The following is a 17,888-nucleotide window of genomic DNA, read 5'->3' as shown; positions in this document are numbered from 1 at the left end:
CCGGCACGAAAGGGAGAAAGCACATGCAGCAGCGCGAACCGGAAGCGTCGATCAGGGAGGCTCAGGCCCAGGCCCTGGCATCTCTGCCGTTCGACGACGTCGACGATTTCGCCGCGGCGGAGCGCGGGTTCCTGGGAACGCTCGACGACCCGAAGATCCGCAATGACAAAGGCGACGTGGTGTGGGATGCCTCCACCTACGACTTCATCCAGGGCGATGCGCCCGAAACCGTCCACCCGAGCCTCTGGCGTCAGTCCACCCTGGTCGCAAAGCACGGCCTCTTCGAAGTCGTCGAGGGGCTCTACCAGGTACGGGGACTCGACCTGTCGGTGATGTCGTTCATCGAGGGCGACACCGGCGTGGTCATCGTCGACTCCTTGATCTCGAAAGAGACCGGGGCCGCCGCGCTCGAGCTGTACCGCCGCCACCGCGGCGACCGGCCGGTGACCGCGGTCATCTTCACGCACAGCCACATCGATCACTTCGGCGGTGTGCTCGGTTTCGTGAGCGAGGACGACGTGACCTCGGGTCGGGTGCAGATCCTCGCGCCCGAGGGCTTCCTCGAGCACTCGGTGGCCGAGAACGTGTATGCGGGTGTCGCCATGGGCCGCCGCGCCGGCTACATGTTCGGCGCTGCGCTCGCGCGGGGCCCTCGGGGGGCGGTCGGCGCCGGCCTCGGCCAGACGACGTCGACCGGTGAGGCGACGATCCTGACGCCGTCGCTGGACGTGACGACGACCGGCGAGAAGCACACCATCGACGGCGTCGAGTTCGAGTTCCAGATGGCCCCGGGCACAGAGGCGCCGTCCGAGATGCACTTCTACATCCCGCGCTACCGTGCACTGTGCATGGCGGAGAACGCGACGCACACGCTGCACAACCTGCTGACCTTGCGCGGCGCCGTCGTCCGCGACCCGCACGTGTGGTCGCAGTACCTGACCGAGGCGATCGAGCGCTTCGGCGGTGAGACTGAGGTCGTCTTCGCGTCCCACCACTGGCCGACGTGGGGAAACGCCGAGATCAACCGGTTCCTCCGCATCCAGCGCGATCTGTACGGCTACCTGCACGATCAGACGCTGCGCCTGCTGAACCAGGGTTACAACGGCGCGGAGATCGCCGAGATGATCCAGCTGCCGCCGGCCCTGGAGGCGTCGTGGAGCACGCACGGCTATTACGGGTCGGTGAGCCACGACGTCAAGGCGATCTATCAGCGCTACATGGGCTGGTTCGACGGCAACCCGGCTCGCCTGTGGCCGCACCCGCCGAAGCCGCTCGCTGAGCGCTACGTCGCCGCGATCGGCGGACTGGACCGTGTCGTGGAGATCGCGCAGGAGGCGTTCGACGGCGGTGACTTCCGCTGGGCGGCGACCCTGCTCGATCACGCGGTGTTCACCGATGCCGACCACGCCGCGGCCCGTGCGCTGTATGCCGACACGCTCGAGCAGCTCGCCTACGGCGCCGAGAACGGCACGTGGCGCAACTTCTACCTGTCAGGCGCCACGGAGCTGCGAGAGGGCAACTTCGGCACGCCGACGGCGACGAACGCGCCGCTGATCGTCGCGCAGCTCACGCCCGAGCAGTTGTTCGACGCAGTCGCGATCCGCGTCGACGGACCCAAGGCATGGGACCTGTCGCTCGCGATCGACGTCACCGTCTCCGACCTCGGGCGCAGCTTCCACCTGTCGCTGGACAACGGCGTGCTGATCTACGTCGAGCGGGAGCCCGATGCGTCGACGCCGCTCGGACTCACGCTGACCAAGCCCCGCCTGATCCGGCTCGCGGGCGGCGACACCGAGTCCGAGGGCATCGAGGTGCGCGGCGACATCGGGGTGCTGGAGCAGCTCCTGGGCGTCCTCGACCAGGGCGATCCCGCGTTCGAGATCGTCCTTCCATAACCCGGCCTCCGATCGCCGGCATCGCCACCGCGATGCCGGCGATCGGCGTCTGCGGCGGCGGGAGCTTTCCGCCCATCCCGCCGTGGTACCAGGCCGGCGGGAGAGGGTCAAGGCGCTCCCCGCCTCCCGCGCCACCCGCAAGAATCGGAGCATGAACCGGTGGCGACGCGTGTGCGGCGTGCCCCTGCTGGTGATCGCATTGGGCGTCGCGGGATGCGGCGTCACGGTGCCGACAGACCCCCAGGGCACTCTCGAGCGCGTCAGGGAAGGAGTGCTCCACGCGGGGGCCTCGGCGTCGGGCGAACTCGTCACCATCGACGGGTCGGAGGTGGGCGGCACGCTCGCCGAGATCGTCGAGGAGTTCGCCGAGTCGGTCGATGCGAGGGTCGAGTGGACGGTCGGCAGTGAGGAGGACCTCGTCGACGGGCTCGAGAGCGGAGACCTCGATGTGGCGATCGGCGGGATGACCGACGCCACCCCGTGGTCGGACCGCGTGGCGGTGACGCGCGCCTATGACACCGTCCCGGGTGCCCGCGGACCTGTCGTTCTGCTCGTGCCGCTGGGCGAGAACGCCTGGCAGGCGCAGCTCGAGGGCTATCTCGACCGGGAGGTGGCCCGGTGAAGTCGATGGGACGGACGGATCTGCCGCCGGAACAGCAGAAGGCGCTGCGCAGCGCCATCCGCTGGGAGTGGTTCACGATCGGCTACACGGTGGTGACGATCGGCGTCATCGCCCTCGTCGTCGGCGGGTCGCAGGCCATGAAGACCGCGTGGATCGAAGACATGCTGTCGCTGATCCCGCAGATCTCGTTTCTGATCGCGCTGATCTTCATCCGTCGCCGCCCGAGCCGTGCGTTCCCGTTCGGCTTCCACCGCATGATGGGCGTCGGGCATCTGGTCGCCGGCGTCGCGCTGCTCGCGGTCGGCGGCAACCTCGCCTACGAGGCGATCAGCGGTCTCATCCGAGCCGAGCATCCCTCGATCGGCACGGTGTTCCTGTTCGGCCAGACGATCTGGCTCGGCTGGTTCATGGTGGGCGTGATGAGCGTCATCGTCATCGGCCCGTTCTTCTACGGGCACGCGAAGGCGAGACTTGCCCCGAAGCTGCACAACAACGTGCTGTACGCGGATGCCGACATGGCCAAGGCCGACTGGACCTCCACTGTCGCCTCGATCGTCGGCGTGCTCGGTGTCGGCATCGGCCTGTGGTGGCTCGACGGCGCCGCCGCGCTGTTCATCTCGCTCGGAATCGTGTGGGACGGCTGGCGCAACTCGCGCGCGGCGGTGCGCGATCTGATCGACCAGCGCGCGCGCACCGAGGACGACGCCCGCCCGCATCCCCTCATCGCGCGCATCGGGAACCGTGTGCAGGAGTTCGGATGGGTGCGTGAGAGCGGCGTGCGCATGCGCGACATGGGTCAGGTGTTCCACGTCGAGGTCTTCGTGGTGCCGACTCGCGACGAAGTCCGCCTCGAAGAGATCGAGGACGTGCGCGAGGCGGTGGCGCAGCTCGACTGGAAGGTGCAGGACGTCGTGGTCATCGTGACCGCCAGCGTGCCGGACGAAGCCGAGCCGGCCACGCGCCAGGAATCGCACAGCGACGCCTGAGCCCGGCGTCACCGGGGCGGCGGCATCCGGATCATCGTTCAGCCGGTCACCTGGGGAAGGCCGTCCGACCACTCTCCGTCCGGCGGAGGTGCGGGATCCTCGTCGGGCACCGGAACGACCGCCAGCGCGACGCCGGGCGACAGCAGCAGGAGAGCCCTGCGCATCTCGCCCTCGCCGTCGTTCACCTCGAGCCAGTACGTCCCCGCCTCGAGCCCCGCCTGGATCTCCTCGCGGAGGTCTTCGAGGCGGCGCCCGCCGACGCTGTAGTGCTCCCCGCCGTAATAGATGTCGATCCGTTTCATGATCGCTCCTGTCCGCGGCGTCCACCGTCGCACGGCGTTCGGCGCGACGGCCAATGCCTTGACACCGCCTCGGGGTCGGCGTATCCGGTCAGCCGAGCAGTTCCTGCTCCGGCTCGGCTACAGGCGCCGGCTGCGCGGGTTCGGGCACCAGGTACAGTCCGGACGGCGAGTTCGCCGTGTGGGCGAGCGCGTCGATCCAGGCGGGGTTGAGCTGGGGCGTGCGGCTCCCATAGAACTTGTAGACGAGGGCGCAGCGGGGGTGCACCCAGATGGTGGTGCGGCCGTCGCCGATGCTGACGTCGTCGCGCCACGTGAAGTGGAAGGGTTCCCCGCGTCGGAGCTTGGTGCCGATCACCAACTGCAGGTGTGCGAGGGTGCGATCGTCGAAATCGACCTTCACCGTCCCCTCGTAAGTGAGTTTGCCCATCGTGCGCCTCCGCTCTGGGAATGCCGGCGAACGTATTTCTGGGGTGCTCTGGGGCGGACGCCGATCAGGAACAGCTTCGATCCTCGCGTGTGATCGGCGTCGCGGGCCAGGCCTTGACAGCCGTCGCCGGATGCACCATGGGGCCCCCTGCGGATGCGCCGGCGATGGGGCGCTCGACCGGGTGGGGACGCTGTGCGCGGCGGAGACAGCCGTGAAGGAGTGCGCCGCCGGGATGATAGTCTCGATCGGCACGCCTCCGTAGCTCAGGGGATAGAGCGTTGGTTTCCGGTACCAAAGGTCGCAGGTTCGATTCCTGTCGGGGGCACGAAAAAGAATCCCAGGTTCGCCTGGGATTCTTCGTTTCCGGTCCAGAGCCCGAGCGGTGCAGGTCAGGGCGCGACGGCGTCCTCGTCGCGCGGGGCATCCGCCACGATGGCGGGCTGGAGCTCCATCGCCTCGATCGCGTCGGCGACCCGGGCGGCGAGGTAGGCGTGGCCGTCCGTCGAGGGGTGGTCGCGACCGATCGGGCCGGTGTCGATGACGTCGAGGTAGTTGGCCGTGGTGATCCACTCGTCGGCGATCGGTGAGATGTACCACCAGCCGCGCGCGGCGGCCAGCTCGCTCAGGTCCCTGTCGATGCTGCTGGTCGGATCCTCGACCGGCAGCACCTGCGGCGAAGGACCGAGGATGACGATCACGGCGTCGGGGTAGCGGGCTTCGAGCGCGTCCCACGCGGCGGTGACGGCATCCCGGTATCCCGCCGGGTACAGCCTGCGGTCGTTGATGGACCCCTCGACGATGACGAGGTCCGGGTCGAGCGCCGGGTCGAGGGCGGCGATGCGCTCGCCGTATGCCGGGCCGTCGAGCCCGGGCTTGAGATAGCCGCTGCCGCGAACCCCCGCCACGACGGTCTCGACGCCGAGCTCGTCGGCGAGCCGGTACGCGAAGCCGAGCGTCGGCACGGTCGCGGCGGAGCCGTAGACCCACGAGTCGCCGAACACCAGCACGCGCGCGCCCTCCTCGAGGACCAGGGGCGCGGGTGGAACGGATGCCGCCACCGCCGCATCGCCTTCCGCGACGGCGACCGGGACCACCGGTTCGGGTGCGCCCCAGGGGCGGAGGACGGCCACAGCGCACACCGCGGCCACGGCGAGCGCTGCACCCAGGAGGGAGAACCATCCCCACCCTGCCACCCGCCGCTGGCGCGGCGAGCGGGGCGGCAGGGCGTCTGGCCCCAGCCGCCGTGCGCGGAAGCGGCCGGGCGCGTGCATGAGAAGAGGGTAAGTCATCGATCGGCGAACACCGAACACGGGTCCTGAACTGGGCAATATGCGCGGCGGATCCCGAGGTTCGGACCCGCTTCGCGGTGCCCGCGGGCGACGCTGTGGACGTCCACACGGCGCAGTCATCGCGGCATGCGAGGATACTTCGGTGCAACGCATCGTGACCGCTGAGATGGACCTCGAGCTCGGGGCTTCCGTCGACCTCATCTTCCAGATCGCGGCCGCTCAGGCGGTGCCGATCTCGAACGAGCAGCTGACGTTCACGCAGGGCGATCGCGTGTACACCCCGACCGAGATCGTCGACCAGGCGGGAAGCCGGCTGCACCGCCTGACGGGCGAGCCCGGGCCGCTCGAGATCCGGTACGAGGCGACGGTGGACGGCCAGGCCGCCACCAGCCGTACGAGCGACCTGGAGGCGATCACGTACCTCCGCCCGAGCAGGTACGCGCAGTCCGACGAGGTGTTCCAGCAGGCGCGCCGCCAGTTCAAGGGGCTGTCAGGTCACGACCTCATCGCCGCGGTTTCGGAGTTCGTCTCGACGAGCACGACGTACACACCGGGGCTCAGCCAGGGCACGGACAGTGCCGTCACCACCCTCATGACCGGCCAGGGCGTCTGCCGCGATTACGCGCACGTCGTGATCGCGCTGCTGCGCGCGATGGACATGCCGGCCCGGTACGCCGCGTGCTTCGCGCCGGGGCTGCAGCCGATGGACTTCCACGCGGTCGCGGAGGCCTACCTCGACGGCTCGTGGTACGTCATCGACGCGACGCGTCTGGCGCACCGCCGCTCGCTGGTGCGCATCGCGACCGGACGGGATGCCGCCGACTGCGCGTTCCTCAGCTACCACGGCGGCTACGTCGGGCTGAACCGGCTGCGCGTGGACGCCTGGGTGGTTCCGGATGCCGCCACCGGCGAGGGGCTCGAAGCGGCCGCGGACGGCCCGTTTCCGAGTCAGGATCCCTTCGACCCGTCGCTCGACGACTTCACGGCATTGGTGCAGCTCGCCTGACGTCTCCGGCGAACATATCAGGCCTTGTTTATATCACCGGACACTGATATGCATGATGCATGCATGCACTCGATGTCCTGGGAGACCCGGTCCGGCGACGTCTCGTCGAGCTGCTCGCCCGGGGCGATCGCGCGTCGGGGGACCTCACCGAGGTGATCCGCGCCGAGTTCGGCATCAGCCAGCCGGCGGTGTCGAACCATCTGAGGGTGCTCAGGGAAGCGGGCTTCGCGCACAGCAGCGCCGAGGGATCGCGCCGCATCTACTCCCTCGACGGGGAGCGGATGACCGAAGTGCAGGACTGGGTCGCGGAGCACCTGGGCTTCTGGACGAATCGACTCGACGCGCTCGGCACCGAGCTGCGCCGCAACCGCACGGAGGAACGATGAACACCGCAGACCCCTTCATCCGAGCACTGACCGGCGACGAGGGCGAGCAGACCGTCACCCTGGTGCGCAGCTACCCCGCTGCCGCCGCCGAGGTCTGGAACGCGCTGACCACCCCGGAGCGGATCGCGAGGTGGTACGGCACGATCGTCGGCTCGCCCCCGCGCGTGGTCGGCGACGAGTTCGAGGTCGAAATCGGCGAGGGGATGGTCCGGAAGGCGCTCCTCGAGAGCTGCGCGGCGCCGTCCCGGCTCTCGTACACATGGTGGTCGGGCGACGGCGATCCGGGCCTCGTGACCATCCGGCTCGACGCGATCGCCGACGACGAGACGCGCCTGACGGTCCAGCACGACCGACTGCGACCGCACCGCATGACCCAGTACGGCGGCGGGTGGGAGCAGAACCTGGTCGCCCTCGCCGGCGTGCTCGGGGCGGCGGGCGAGAGCGAGGCCGGGGACGACGGCGACGGCGACGTGCGCGTCGGTCGGTGGGAGCTGCTCGGCGGTCGTCCGCTCGATGTCCGGCTGGCGATCGACGCGCCGGTGGAGCGGGTGTGGCGGGCCTGGTCGAGTGCGGATGCGCTGTCGTCCTGGTGGTGGGCGCACTGGGGCGACGTCGCCGTCGAGGCCGATGTCCGCGTCGGCGGCGCCTACCGCATCGAGGCGCCGGGGCACGGGGTCGCTGTGGCGGGGGAGTACCTCGTCGTCGAGCCCGAGCGCCGGCTCGCGTTCACCTGGACGTGGACGGACGACGAAGGTCAGACACGTGACGAAGCCGTCGAGGTGCGGTTCACCGCAGCCGATGCCGGCACCGTCGTCTCGGTGCGCCACACCGGTCCGTGGGAGGACGACGCGCCCGTGGAGGCGTACCGGCAGGGGTGGGAATTCGTGCTGGCCCAGCTCGCGAGCTCCGCGACCTGAGCGCAGGCCGCCGCCGCGGGCGTGCGACCCGGCCGTCTAGAATGAGGCGGTTATGAATCCCGAAGCCCTCTCCGCCGCCCTGCTCGCCGTCGTCGCCCCCCTCGCCGAGGCGCGACGCCCAGGTGCGACGGACGGGCTCAGCCCCGCGGACCTGCCGCTCGAGCGGCCCAAGAACCGCGATCACGGCGACTGGGCATCGAATGCGGCGCTCAAGCTCGCGAAGGCCGTCGGTGCGAACCCGCGCGAGTTCGCCGCCGAGATCGCCGCCGGGCTCGCCGAGGTGGACGGTGTCGCGGGTGTCGAGGTGGCCGGTCCCGGCTTCATCAACATCCGACTGGATGCCGCCGCCGCGGGTGTGCTGGCCAAGACGATCGTCGACGCCGGCGCCGCCTTCGGCACCAACGAGTCGCAGCGCGGCAACACGATCAACCTGGAGTTCGTCAGCGCGAACCCCACAGGTCCGATGCACATCGGCCACACTCGGTGGGCCGCGCTCGGCGACTCCATGGCGCGCCTGCTGCTGGCCAGTGGTGCGACGCTCGTCCGCGAGTTCTACGTCAACGACGCCGGCGCGCAGATGGATCGGTTCGGCCTTTCCGTGCTGGCCGCCGCCAAGGGCGAGCCCACCCCCGAGGACGGCTACCCGGGCTCCTACATCGACGACCTCGCTCAGCGCGTCCTCTCCGCGGTGCCGGAGCTGCTGTCGCTTCCGGCGGACGAGCAGCTCGTCGTCGCGCGTGACCGGGCCTACGAGTTGCAGCTGGGTGACCTGCAAGCGTCGCTGGAGAAGTTCAACGTCCACTTCGACGTCTTCTTCAGCGAGCGGACGCTCCACGCGAAGGGATCGGACGGCGAGCCGAGCCTCGTCGACGAGGCGGTCGACCGCCTGCGCGAGCAGGGCCACGTCTTCGACGAGGACGGCGCTGTCTGGGTGCGCACGACCGACTTCGGCGACGACAAGGATCGCGTCATCCGTCGTTCCAACGGCGAGTACACCTACTTCGCCGCCGACGCCGCGTACTACCTGAACAAGGGCGACCGCGGCTTCGCGCACAAGATCTATCTGCTCGGCGCCGACCACCACGGCTACGTGCACCGCCTCAAGGCGCTCGCCGGCGCGGCCGGGGACGACCCCGACAAGGACATCGAGGTGCTCATCGGGCAGCTCGTCTCGGTCAACGGCGCGCGCCTGTCGAAGCGCGCGGGCAACATCATCGAGCTCGATGACCTCCGCGAGTGGATCGGCACCGATGCGCTGCGGTACTCGCTCGCGCGGTATCCCGCCGACTCGCCGCTGACGCTCGACCCCGAGATCCTCCGCAAGCGCACGAACGACAACCCCGTCTTCTACGTGCAGTACGCGCACGCGCGCACGCACAACGTCGGGCGGAACGCCGCGGCATCCGGGGTCGACCGCTCGGCGTTCGCCCCCGAGCTGCTCACGCACGAGACGGAGTCGGCGCTCCTCGGCGCGCTCCAGGAGTTCCCGCGCATCGTCGGCTTCGCCGCCGAGGTGCGCGAGCCGCACCGCGTCGCCCGCTACCTCGAGGAACTCGCCGGGCTCTACCACCGCTGGTACGACAACTGCCGCGTCATCCCGCTGGGCGACGAGCCTGTCGAGCCCGTTCATCGCACCCGCCTGTGGCTGAACGACGCCACCGGGCAGGTGCTGCGCAACGGCCTCGATCTGCTCGGCGTCACCGCACCGGAACGGATGTAGACATGGCTCACGGCGACACGCAGGCGACTGAGCCGCTCCCCGACGACATGCTGCCTGCGGCGCCGCCGCCGCGTCGCCGCGCATGGCCCTGGATCGTGGCCTTCGCCATCGTCGCGGTGCTCGCGGTCGCCGCGTGGTTCGCCGGGGACGCGATCGCCCGTCAGGTGGTGACCGGCGTGGTGCGCGACCAGGTGCGCACTCAGCTCGCTCTGCCCGCCGACCAGCAGATCGACGTCGAGGTCGCCGGTGCCGTGATCCCGCAGCTCATCGGCGGCAGCCTCGACGAGCTCACCATCGCGTCCGATGACGTGACGTTCAGCGGCGTCACCGGCGACGTCAGCGTGACCGCCCAGGACGTGGCGGTGCGGGGGACCGGAGAGATGAGCGGCGCGACGGCGACGGTGTCGCTCGACCAGTCCCAGCTGCAGACGCTGCTGGCGACGGTCGAGGGCTTCCCCTCCGACACCGTCGGGCTCGCCGCGCCGAACGTCACGATGTCGATGGATCTGCAGCTCTTCGGCGTCGCGATCCCCGTCGGCGTCGCGCTCACGCCGACGGCGTCGGAGGGGCAGATCGTCCTCTCGCCCGCGTCGCTGCAGCTGGGCGGGACGGAGGTCACCGCCGATGCGCTGCGGGATCAGTTCGGGCGCCTCGCCGACGCCGTGCTGCGCGACTGGAATGTCTGCGTCGCGCAGTACCTCCCGGCCGGGGTCGCGCTCACCGGCGTCGAGGTCGAAGGCGACGTCCTCGTGGCCGACTTCGACGTCGACGGCGCGATCGCCACGGATCCTGCCCTCCAGCAGAACGGCAGCTGCGCCTGAGCCGGTGCTGTGTCACACGGCGATGGGCGTCCCATGGCACAGGGCGTCGCGCGGCACAGGGCGTCACACGGCACAGGGCGTCACACGGCACAGGGGCCGCGAGCGGCGTGCCCTAGACTTCTAGCACCGCCTGGCGCGTGACCCCTCCGGCCAGGCAGAGCCGTACCAGCCTTCCCGGACGGCCAAGCGTCGCAGCTCCCACCGATTGGTCCACCGTGTCCGCCGACCCGCATCTCCGTTCCGTCGCTCCCGCGTGGCTCGAACGACCCGCCGACGCGAACGGGCTCGCTCCTGCTGTCTGGCCGATCTCGGCGAGCCGTGACGACGCCGGGGTGCTCACGCTCGGCGGCATCCCGGCGACCGCGCTGCGCAGCCGGTTCGGCACGCCGCTCTATGTGGTCGACGAGGACGAGGTGCGCGCCACGGCACGGCGCACGCTCGACGCCTTCCGTGCGGCTGCCGCGCTGCACGGTGTGCAGGCGCGGGTGTATTACGCCGGCAAGGCCCTGCTGACCACCGAGATCGTGCGCTGGGTGACCGAGGAGGGTCTCGCGGTCGACGTCTGCACCGGCGGCGAGCTGGCCGTCGCGCTCGCGGCGGGCGCGGATCCCGCACGGCTCGGCTTCCACGGAAACAACAAGTCGGTGCCCGAGCTCGAACGCGCCGTCGACGCGGGCGTCGGGTCCATCGTCATCGACAGTCTCATCGAGATCGAGCGGCTCGCGGCCATCGTCGGGCGCCGTGGGGTATCGCAGGCGGTGCTGCTGCGGGTCAACAGCGGCGTGCACGCCGAGACGCACGACTTCCTCGCGACGGCCCACGAAGACCAGAAGTTCGGCTTCACCCTCACGGATGCCTCCGCCGCGGTCGCCCGCATCCGCGAGCTCGAGGGCCTCGAGCTCGTGGGTCTGCACTGCCACATCGGCTCGCAGATCTTCGGCACCGCCGGCTTCGAGGAGTCCGCGGCGCGGATCGTCGAGCTGCATGCAGAGCTCCGCCGGGGCGGCGAGCTGCCGGTGCTGAACCTCGGCGGCGGATTCGGCATCGCCTACACGTCGGTCGACGACCCCACCCCCATCGAGGAGTTGGCACAGGGCATCGCCGAGGCCGTGGCGCGCCAATGCGAGGTGCGCGGCATCCCGGTCCCGAATCTCGCCTTCGAGCCCGGCCGAGCCATCGTCGGCCGTGCGGGCGTGACCCTGTACGAGGTCGGAACGACCAAGCCGGTCGCGCTCGGCAGCGCCGACGACACCACAGGCGACACCCGCCTGTACGTCAGCGTGGACGGCGGCATGAGCGACAACGCCCGGCCCGCCCTGTACGGGGCGCAGTTCTCGGCGCGGATCGCGTCGCGCACGAGCGACGCCGAGCCGACGCTCGCGCGAGTCGTCGGCAAGCACTGCGAGTCGGGTGACATCGTGGTCGACGCCGAGTACCTGCCGGGCGATGTGTCGCCCGGCGATCTGCTCGCCGTCCCGGCGACGGGCGCCTACTGCTTCTCGCTCGCGAGCAACTACAACTACGTCCCCCGCCCGCCCGTCGTGGCGCTGCGTGGGGGAGAGGCGCGCGTCATCGTGCGCGGCGAGACGATCCACGATCTGCTCGCCCGCGATGCCGGCCTCGATACCGCTGTGTTCGAAGCTGGGCGCTCCTCCGGGGGCGCACCGATGGAAGGGACCGTATGACCGACTACCGCCGCCTCCGCGTCGCGCTGCTGGGAGCCGGAGCCGTGGGCTCGCAGGTCGCGGCGCTGCTGCGCCAGCACGCCGACGAGCTCGCCGACCGGGCGGGAGCGCGACTGGAGCTGGTCGGCATCGCGGTGCGCGACGTCGACGCCAAGCGCGACGTCGAACTGCCTCAGGAGCTCTTCACGACCGACGCCGACGCGCTCATCGTCGGCTCCGACATCGTCATCGAGCTGATGGGCGGCATCGAGCCGGCACGCACCTACCTCCTGCACGCGATCAACTCGGGCGCCGACGTCGTGACCGCCAACAAGGCGCTCCTGGCGACGCACGGCCCCGAGATCTTCGACGCGGCCGACCAGGTGGGCGCCGAGGTCTACTACGAGGCCGCCGCGGCAGGCGCCATCCCGATCATCCGCCCGCTGCGCGACTCGCTCGCCGGCGACCGCGTGCAGCGCATCATGGGCATCGTCAACGGCACCACCAACTACATCCTCGACCGCATGGACACCGAGGGCGCCGAGTTCGCGGACGTGCTCGCCGACGCGCAGCGCCTGGGGTACGCCGAAGCCGACCCCACGGCGGACGTCGAGGGCTACGACGCCGCCCAGAAGGCCGCGATCCTCGCGAGCCTCGCGTTCCACACGACGGTGCCCCTCGAGGCGGTGCACCGGGAGGGCATCACCGCGATCGACGCGTCGATGATGGATGCCGCGCGCCACGCCGGCTACGTCATCAAGCTGCTGGCCGTCTGCGAGCGACTGACCGAGGAATCCGGCGAGTCCATCTCGGTGCGGGTCTATCCGGCGCTCATCGACCGGGCGCATCCGCTCGCCAGCGTGCACGGCGCCAACAACGCGGTGTTCGTGCAGGCCGAGGCCGCCGGCAACCTGATGTTCTACGGCGCGGGCGCCGGCGGCGTGCAGACCGCATCCGCGGTGCTCGGTGACGTCGTGTCGGCGGCCCGCCGCCATATCGCGGGCGGTGTCGGCGTCGGCGAGTCGACGCTGGCCAACCTCCCCATCGTGCCCGTAGGCCGTGTCACGACGCGTTACCAGATCACGCTCGAGGTCGACGACCAGCCGGGCGTGCTCGCGACGGTCGCCGGCATCCTCAGCGACGGTCGCGTCTCGATCGCCACCGTCGAGCAGACCGTCGAGCAGACGGTGGAGCAGGCGGTCGGGGACGCGGGCGACAGCGAGGGCGGCGTCGCGCGACTGGTGATCGGCACGCACAAGGCGTTGGAGCAGGACCTCAGCGAGACGGTGGACCGACTGGCCGCCAGCGGCGTCGTGGAGCGCGTCGTCTCGGTCCTGCGGGTCGAAGGCAACTGAGTCGATGGAATTCATCGGGATCTGAAGGAGACTGACATGGCACATGTTTGGCGCGGAGTCCTCCGCGAGTACGCAGATCGTCTGGGCGTGACGGATGCCTCGACCGTGGTCACTCTGGGTGAGGGCGGTACGCCGCTCCTGCCCGCCCCGGCGCTGTCGCGTCGCACCGGCACGGACGTGTGGGTGAAGTTCGAGGGCATGAACCCCACCGGCTCGTTCAAGGACCGCGGCATGACCGTCGCGGTGTCGCGTGCGATCGACCACGGCGCCAAGGCGGTGATCTGCGCGTCGACCGGCAACACGTCGGCCTCGGCCGCCGCCTACGCGGCGCACGCCGGCATTACGGCGGCGGTCCTCGTTCCCGAGGGCAAGATCGCGATGGGCAAGCTCAGCCAGGCCGTCGCGCACAACGGCCGCCTCATCCAGATCCGCGGCAACTTCGACGACTGCCTCGAGATCGCGCGCGAGCTCGCCGACAACTACCCGGTGCACCTCGTGAACTCGGTCAACCCCGACCGCATCGACGGGCAGAAGACGGCGGCGTACGAGATCGTCGAGCAGCTGGGCGACGCGCCGGACTTCCACTTCATCCCCGTCGGCAACGCGGGCAACTACACCGCCTACACGCGCGGCTACACGGAAGAGGCCGCGGCGAACGTCTCGACCCGCGTGCCGCGCATGTTCGGCTTCCAGGCCGAGGGGTCCGCGCCGCTCGTGCGCGGCGAGGTCGTGAAGAACCCCGAGACGGTGGCCAGCGCCATCCGCATCGGCAACCCCGCATCGTGGGACCTCGCCCTCGAGGCGCGCGCGGCGACCGACGGCTACTTCGGCGCCATCGACGACGACCGCATCCTCGCGGCGCAGAAGCTCCTTGCCGGCGAGGTCGGGATCTTCGTGGAGCCCGCGTCGGCCATCAGCGTGGCGGGGCTCCTGGACCGTGTCGAGGCCGGCGTCGTGCCGCAGGGCGCGCGCGTCGTGCTGACGGTCACGGGTCACGGGCTCAAGGACCCGCACTGGGCGCTGCGCAACGCCGACGGCTCGGAGGTCGAGCCCACCGTCGTCGACGCGACCACGTCGGAAGTGGCATCCGTTCTCGAGCTCGTCCGCGCCGCCGAATCCGTCGACGCGCCGGGACCGCGCGCGTGAGCGCAGCCGTCGTGCCCGCGCCCACCCCGGACGCCCGCCAGGGGCGCCGGGTCGTGGTGCGGGTTCCGGCGACGAGCGCCAACCTCGGGCCCGGTTTCGACACGCTCGGCCTCGCGCTGAGCGTGTACGACGAGCTCGACGTCACGGCACTCCCCGAAGGCGAGCTCGAGATCGAGGTCGAGGGGGCCGGCGCGGCGGACGTTCCTCGCGACGCCTCGCACCTGGTGGTGCGGGCGATCGCATACGCATACGAATCGACCGGACGACGGATGCCGGGGCTGCGCCTCGTCGCCAGGAACGTCATCCCGCACGGGCGAGGACTCGGTTCGTCGGGCGCGGCGGTGGTGTCGGGCCTGCTGGCCGCGAGGGGCCTGCTCGAGGGCGACGTGGAGCTCGGCCCGGATGCCCTGCTGCGGCTGGCGACGGAGCTCGAGGGACACCCCGACAACGTCGCGCCGGCGCTCTTCGGCGGTCTCACGATCGCCTGGGTCGACGACGGCGGCCCGCAGCACAAGAAGCTGCTGGTGCACCGCGGCGTGTCGCCGCTCGTCCTCGTGCCGGAGTTCACGATGTCGACGCAGCTCGCCCGGAGCCTGCAGCCCACGCAGGTGCCCCGTGAGGACGCCGTCTTCAACGTGTCCCGGTCGGCGCTGCTCATCGCGGCGCTCACGCAGAGCCCTGAGCTGCTGCAGGCGGCCACCGAGGACAAGCTCCACCAGAGCTACCGTGCGAGCGCCATGCCCGAGACCGACGCGCTCGTGCGGGCGCTGCGTGCCCAGGGCTTCGCGGCGGTCGTTTCGGGGGCGGGTCCGAGCGTGCTCGTGCTCGCCGACGGACCCGGGCGACGCCTCGAAGCGGCGGCTCTCGCTACCGCCACGACCGACACCCCGTGGGAGGCGCTCATGCTCGCCGTCGACTTCAAGGGTGGTACAGTGAGGGAGTACGCGGAGGGTTCCACGTAATACGTGAATCTGGCCTCCGTCGCAAATCTGCGAAACCACCGCACGGCATTCTGACCTGCCGACGTCCGCTGAGTACCCTCGCGGTCCCTCACCCCGTCGGCGGGAGTTTCGACAGGCGTGACAACTGATCGAGACGGGCAGACGCCACCCGCAGTGCTGTGCGAGTCGTGCACATTCGTTCGTTTTTCACAAGGGAGAACTCGTGGAGTCCATCTCCGAGGTCCATGCCGACGTTCCGGCCGACGAGCGCGCGGAAGCGCCCGAGGCTGTCGAGAACGCCGAGACCATCGAAGCCGAGACCGCGGCCGAAGAAGCCGTGATCGAGGCTGTCGTGGCCGACGCCGTCGCCGATGAGGCCGTCGTCGAGGCCGTCGCCGCTGAGGCGGTCGCCGAAGAAGCGGTCGCCGAAGCGATCGTCGCCGAGGATGCCGGTGACCCGGCTGCCGCCGCGGCTGCCGAAGCCGTCGCCGAAGATGCCGTCGCCGAGACGCTCGTGGCCGACGCCGTCGCCGAGGAAGCGGTCGCCGAAGCGGTCGCCGCCGACGCCGTCGCGGCGGAAGTCGTCGCCGAAGAGGCTCCCGCGGCACCGGTCAAGGCGCCGCGCAAGCGCGCGCCGCGCCGTGCCAAGAGCACCGACGTCGCGCCGGCCGAGCCCGTCGAGGCACCGGCCGAGGCCGCAGCTGCCGAGACGCCGGCGGAGGCCGCACCTGCCGAGACGGCGGCGGAGACCGCACCGGCCGAGGGTGCACCCGCCGAGGCGGCACCTGCAGAGGGCGAAGCTCAGGCATCCGATGACGCCGCCGAGGCGGCATCCGCTCCCGCAGGCGACGCCGAGGCGCCCGCCGAGGCCGCCGAGCAGTCCGCCGAGGGCGAGGCCGAGGGCACCGACACGCCGGCTCGTGGTCGCAGCCGCAGCCGCAGCCGCAGCCGCAACCGGAACGCGCAGGGCGGTCAGAACACGAACGCCCAGAACGCGAACGCCCAGGGCGGCCAGGGCGCGCCGGCGCAGAACGCTGGGGGCGGTCAGAGCCAGAACGCGCAGCCCGCCGCGGCCGAGCCCGCCAAGGCAGAGACGCCCGAGGACGACCAGCAGTCGCAGGGGAACGGCCGTGGCCGCCAGCGCAACAAGCGCCGCGGTACGCAGGCCACCACTGGTGACGAGTTCGACACCGAGATCGGCGAGGACGACGTCCTCATCCCGATCGCCGGCATCCTCGACGTGCTCGACAATTACGCGTTCGTCCGCACCTCCGGCTACCTGCCCGGCCCGAGCGACGTCTACGTCTCGCTCGGACAGGTCAAGAAGTACAACCTCCGCAAGGGCGACGCCGTCGTCGGCGCCATCAAGCAGCCGCGCGAGGGCGAGCAGTCCAGCCGCCAGAAGTACAACGCGCTCGTCAAGGTCGACGCCGTCAACGGCCTCTCGGTCGACGACGCCGCGACCCGTGTCGAGTTCGGTAAGCTGACGCCGCTGTACCCGCAGGAGCGCCTGCGCCTCGAGACCGGTCCCGAGAAGCTGACCCAGCGCATCATCGACCTGGTCGCGCCGATCGGCAAGGGCCAGCGCGGACTCATCGTCGCGCCGCCCAAGGCCGGCAAGACGATCGTGCTGCAGCAGATCGCCAATGCCATCTCGATCAACAACCCCGAGGTCCACCTCATGGTCGTGCTGGTCGACGAGCGGCCCGAAGAGGTCACCGACATGCAGCGCACGGTGAAGGGCGAGGTCATCGCCTCGACCTTCGACCGTCCCGCCGAAGACCACACCACGGTCGCCGAGCTCGCCATCGAGCGCGCCAAGCGCCTCGTGGAGCTCGGTCGTGACGTCGTCGTGCTCCTGGACTCGATCACGCGTCTCGGCCGTGCGTACAACATCTCCGCACCGACCTCGGGTCGCGTGCTCACCGGTGGCGTCGACGCGTCGGCGCTGTACCCGCCCAAGCGCTTCTTCGGCGCCGCGCGCAACATCGAGAACGGCGGATCGCTCACGATCCTCGCGACCGCGCTCGTCGAGACCGGCTCCAAGATGGACGACGTCATCTTCGAGGAGTTCAAGGGCACCGGCAACAGCGAGCTGCGCCTGTCGCGCCAGCTCGCCGACAAGCGCATCTTCCCGGCGGTCGACGTGAACGCGTCGAGCACCCGCCGCGAGGAGATGCTGCTGTCGCCCGACGAGGTCAAGATCACGTGGAAGCTGCGTCGTGCGCTGGCGGGTCTCGACCCGCAGCAGGCCCTCGAGGTCGTGCTCGGCAAGCTCAAGGAGACGTCGTCCAACGTCGAGTTCCTCGTGCAGATGCAGAAGTCGATCCCGGCTCCGACCACCGGTCACAGCGGCGGACGCAGCCACGCGGACGACAACAGCATCCGCTGATCCCCGATGGGCGAACCCG

16 protein-coding genes and 1 tRNA gene are annotated in these 17,888 nt (G+C 70.5%); 14 read left to right on the top strand and 3 right to left on the bottom strand.

Annotated elements, in window-relative coordinates; all coding sequences use genetic code 11:
- Positions 1-23 precede the first annotated feature (23 nt).
- The 3 genes from B1729_RS00265 (at position 24) to B1729_RS00255 (ending at position 3,503) form a co-directional block, all read left to right on the top strand.
- A complete protein-coding gene (locus B1729_RS00265; protein WP_163630047.1) occupies positions 24-1,895 on the top strand; it encodes an alkyl sulfatase dimerization domain-containing protein in 1,872 nt (623 codons plus the stop codon).
- A 151-nt stretch (positions 1,896-2,046) separates the two neighbouring features.
- On the top strand, positions 2,047-2,517 hold the full coding sequence (locus tag B1729_RS00260; protein WP_163630045.1) for a hypothetical protein: 471 nt from the start codon (positions 2,047-2,049) through the stop codon (positions 2,515-2,517).
- 5 nt (positions 2,518-2,522) lie between these two features.
- Positions 2,523-3,503 (top strand): cation diffusion facilitator family transporter, encoded by a 981-nt coding sequence (locus tag B1729_RS00255; protein WP_163630087.1) that lies wholly within the window; start codon positions 2,523-2,525, stop codon positions 3,501-3,503.
- A gap of 38 nt (positions 3,504-3,541) precedes the next feature.
- Here the strand turns inward: B1729_RS00255 and B1729_RS00250 are convergent, their stop codons facing one another.
- Together B1729_RS00250 and B1729_RS00245 are read right to left on the bottom strand one after the other, a co-directional pair.
- Complete coding sequence (locus B1729_RS00250; protein WP_204318823.1) at positions 3,542-3,805, bottom strand: hypothetical protein; 264 nt, start codon at positions 3,803-3,805, stop codon at positions 3,542-3,544.
- 88 nt (positions 3,806-3,893) lie between these two features.
- Positions 3,894-4,232 (bottom strand): ATP-dependent DNA ligase, encoded by a 339-nt coding sequence (locus tag B1729_RS00245; RefSeq protein ID WP_163616449.1) that lies wholly within the window; start codon positions 4,230-4,232, stop codon positions 3,894-3,896.
- A gap of 252 nt (positions 4,233-4,484) precedes the next feature.
- On the opposite strand from B1729_RS00245, the gene B1729_RS00240 reads away from it, so the two are divergent.
- A tRNA-Arg gene (locus B1729_RS00240) sits at positions 4,485-4,557 on the top strand.
- 64 nt (positions 4,558-4,621) lie between these two features.
- Here B1729_RS00240 and B1729_RS00235 read toward each other — a convergent pair.
- Complete coding sequence (locus tag B1729_RS00235) at positions 4,622-5,503, bottom strand: SGNH/GDSL hydrolase family protein (protein ID WP_239539263.1); 882 nt, start codon at positions 5,501-5,503, stop codon at positions 4,622-4,624.
- 160 nt (positions 5,504-5,663) lie between these two features.
- On the opposite strand from B1729_RS00235, the gene B1729_RS00230 reads away from it, so the two are divergent.
- The 10 genes from B1729_RS00230 to rho all read left to right on the top strand — a co-directional run bounded on the left by B1729_RS00230 (position 5,664) and on the right by rho (position 17,869).
- Positions 5,664-6,527, top strand: coding sequence for a transglutaminase family protein (locus B1729_RS00230; protein WP_163630041.1), 864 nt, complete (start codon positions 5,664-5,666; stop codon positions 6,525-6,527).
- A 59-nt stretch (positions 6,528-6,586) separates the two neighbouring features.
- Complete coding sequence (locus B1729_RS00225; protein WP_163616455.1) at positions 6,587-6,913, top strand: metalloregulator ArsR/SmtB family transcription factor; 327 nt, start codon at positions 6,587-6,589, stop codon at positions 6,911-6,913.
- Positions 6,910-7,830, top strand: a complete 921-nt coding sequence (locus B1729_RS00220) for an SRPBCC family protein (RefSeq protein WP_163630039.1) — start codon at positions 6,910-6,912, stop codon at positions 7,828-7,830. Before B1729_RS00225 ends, B1729_RS00220 begins: the two co-directional genes overlap by 4 nt.
- 52 nt (positions 7,831-7,882) lie before the next feature.
- A complete protein-coding gene (gene argS / locus B1729_RS00215) occupies positions 7,883-9,550 on the top strand; it encodes an arginine--tRNA ligase (protein ID WP_163630037.1) in 1,668 nt (555 codons plus the stop codon).
- 2 nt (positions 9,551-9,552) lie between these two features.
- Positions 9,553-10,371 carry a DUF2993 domain-containing protein gene (locus B1729_RS00210; RefSeq protein WP_163630035.1) on the top strand — a complete coding sequence of 273 codons (819 nt, stop codon included), beginning with the start codon at positions 9,553-9,555 and terminating at the stop codon, positions 10,369-10,371.
- Positions 10,372-10,586: 215 nt separating this feature from the next.
- Positions 10,587-12,056 carry a diaminopimelate decarboxylase gene (gene lysA, locus B1729_RS00205; protein WP_163616462.1) on the top strand — a complete coding sequence of 490 codons (1,470 nt, stop codon included), beginning with the start codon at positions 10,587-10,589 and terminating at the stop codon, positions 12,054-12,056.
- Positions 12,053-13,390, top strand: coding sequence for a homoserine dehydrogenase (locus tag B1729_RS00200; RefSeq protein WP_163630033.1), 1,338 nt, complete (start codon positions 12,053-12,055; stop codon positions 13,388-13,390). Before lysA ends, B1729_RS00200 begins: the two co-directional genes overlap by 4 nt.
- Positions 13,391-13,426: 36 nt before the next feature.
- Positions 13,427-14,536, top strand: a complete 1,110-nt coding sequence (thrC, locus tag B1729_RS00195) for a threonine synthase (protein ID WP_163630031.1) — start codon at positions 13,427-13,429, stop codon at positions 14,534-14,536.
- Complete coding sequence (gene thrB, locus B1729_RS00190) at positions 14,533-15,498, top strand: homoserine kinase (protein WP_163616491.1); 966 nt, start codon at positions 14,533-14,535, stop codon at positions 15,496-15,498. Before thrC ends, thrB begins: the two co-directional genes overlap by 4 nt.
- Before the next feature lie 202 nt (positions 15,499-15,700).
- The gene (gene rho, locus B1729_RS00185; protein WP_163630029.1) at positions 15,701-17,869 is read left to right on the top strand and encodes a transcription termination factor Rho; all 2,169 of its coding nucleotides are present in this window, start codon (positions 15,701-15,703) and stop codon (positions 17,867-17,869) included.
- The last annotated feature ends 19 nt before the right edge of the window (positions 17,870-17,888 follow it).

Origin of the sequence: Microbacterium sp. B35-04 (assembly GCF_010634885.1) — a bacterium.
In the GTDB taxonomy this organism is placed as follows: domain Bacteria; phylum Actinomycetota; class Actinomycetes; order Actinomycetales; family Microbacteriaceae; genus Microbacterium.
Note: the sequence above shows the minus strand (reverse complement) of the source record. Positions and strands in the feature narration are given on the sequence as shown.

What these genes read in the sequence shown, in the direction of transcription:
- B1729_RS00210 (WP_163630035.1), top strand. Translation starts at nt 9,553, where the DNA reads ATGGCTCACGGCGACACGCAGGCGACTGAGCCGCTCCCCGACGACATG.
- B1729_RS00200 (WP_163630033.1), top strand. Translation starts at nt 12,053, where the DNA reads ATGACCGACTACCGCCGCCTCCGCGTCGCGCTGCTGGGAGCCGGAGCC.
- B1729_RS00220 (WP_163630039.1), top strand. Translation starts at nt 6,910, where the DNA reads ATGAACACCGCAGACCCCTTCATCCGAGCACTGACCGGCGACGAGGGC.
- argS (WP_163630037.1), top strand. Translation starts at nt 7,883, where the DNA reads ATGAATCCCGAAGCCCTCTCCGCCGCCCTGCTCGCCGTCGTCGCCCCC.
- B1729_RS00250 (WP_204318823.1), bottom strand. Translation starts at nt 3,805, where the DNA reads ATGAAACGGATCGACATCTATTACGGCGGGGAGCACTACAGCGTCGGC.
- B1729_RS00260 (WP_163630045.1), top strand. Translation starts at nt 2,047, where the DNA reads ATGAACCGGTGGCGACGCGTGTGCGGCGTGCCCCTGCTGGTGATCGCA.
- B1729_RS00245 (WP_163616449.1), bottom strand. Translation starts at nt 4,232, where the DNA reads ATGGGCAAACTCACTTACGAGGGGACGGTGAAGGTCGATTTCGACGAT.
- B1729_RS00265 (WP_163630047.1), top strand. Translation starts at nt 24, where the DNA reads ATGCAGCAGCGCGAACCGGAAGCGTCGATCAGGGAGGCTCAGGCCCAG.
- B1729_RS00255 (WP_163630087.1), top strand. Translation starts at nt 2,523, where the DNA reads ATGGGACGGACGGATCTGCCGCCGGAACAGCAGAAGGCGCTGCGCAGC.
- B1729_RS00225 (WP_163616455.1), top strand. Translation starts at nt 6,587, where the DNA reads ATGCATGCACTCGATGTCCTGGGAGACCCGGTCCGGCGACGTCTCGTC.
- thrC (WP_163630031.1), top strand. Translation starts at nt 13,427, where the DNA reads ATGGCACATGTTTGGCGCGGAGTCCTCCGCGAGTACGCAGATCGTCTG.
- B1729_RS00235 (WP_239539263.1), bottom strand. Translation starts at nt 5,503, where the DNA reads ATGCACGCGCCCGGCCGCTTCCGCGCACGGCGGCTGGGGCCAGACGCC.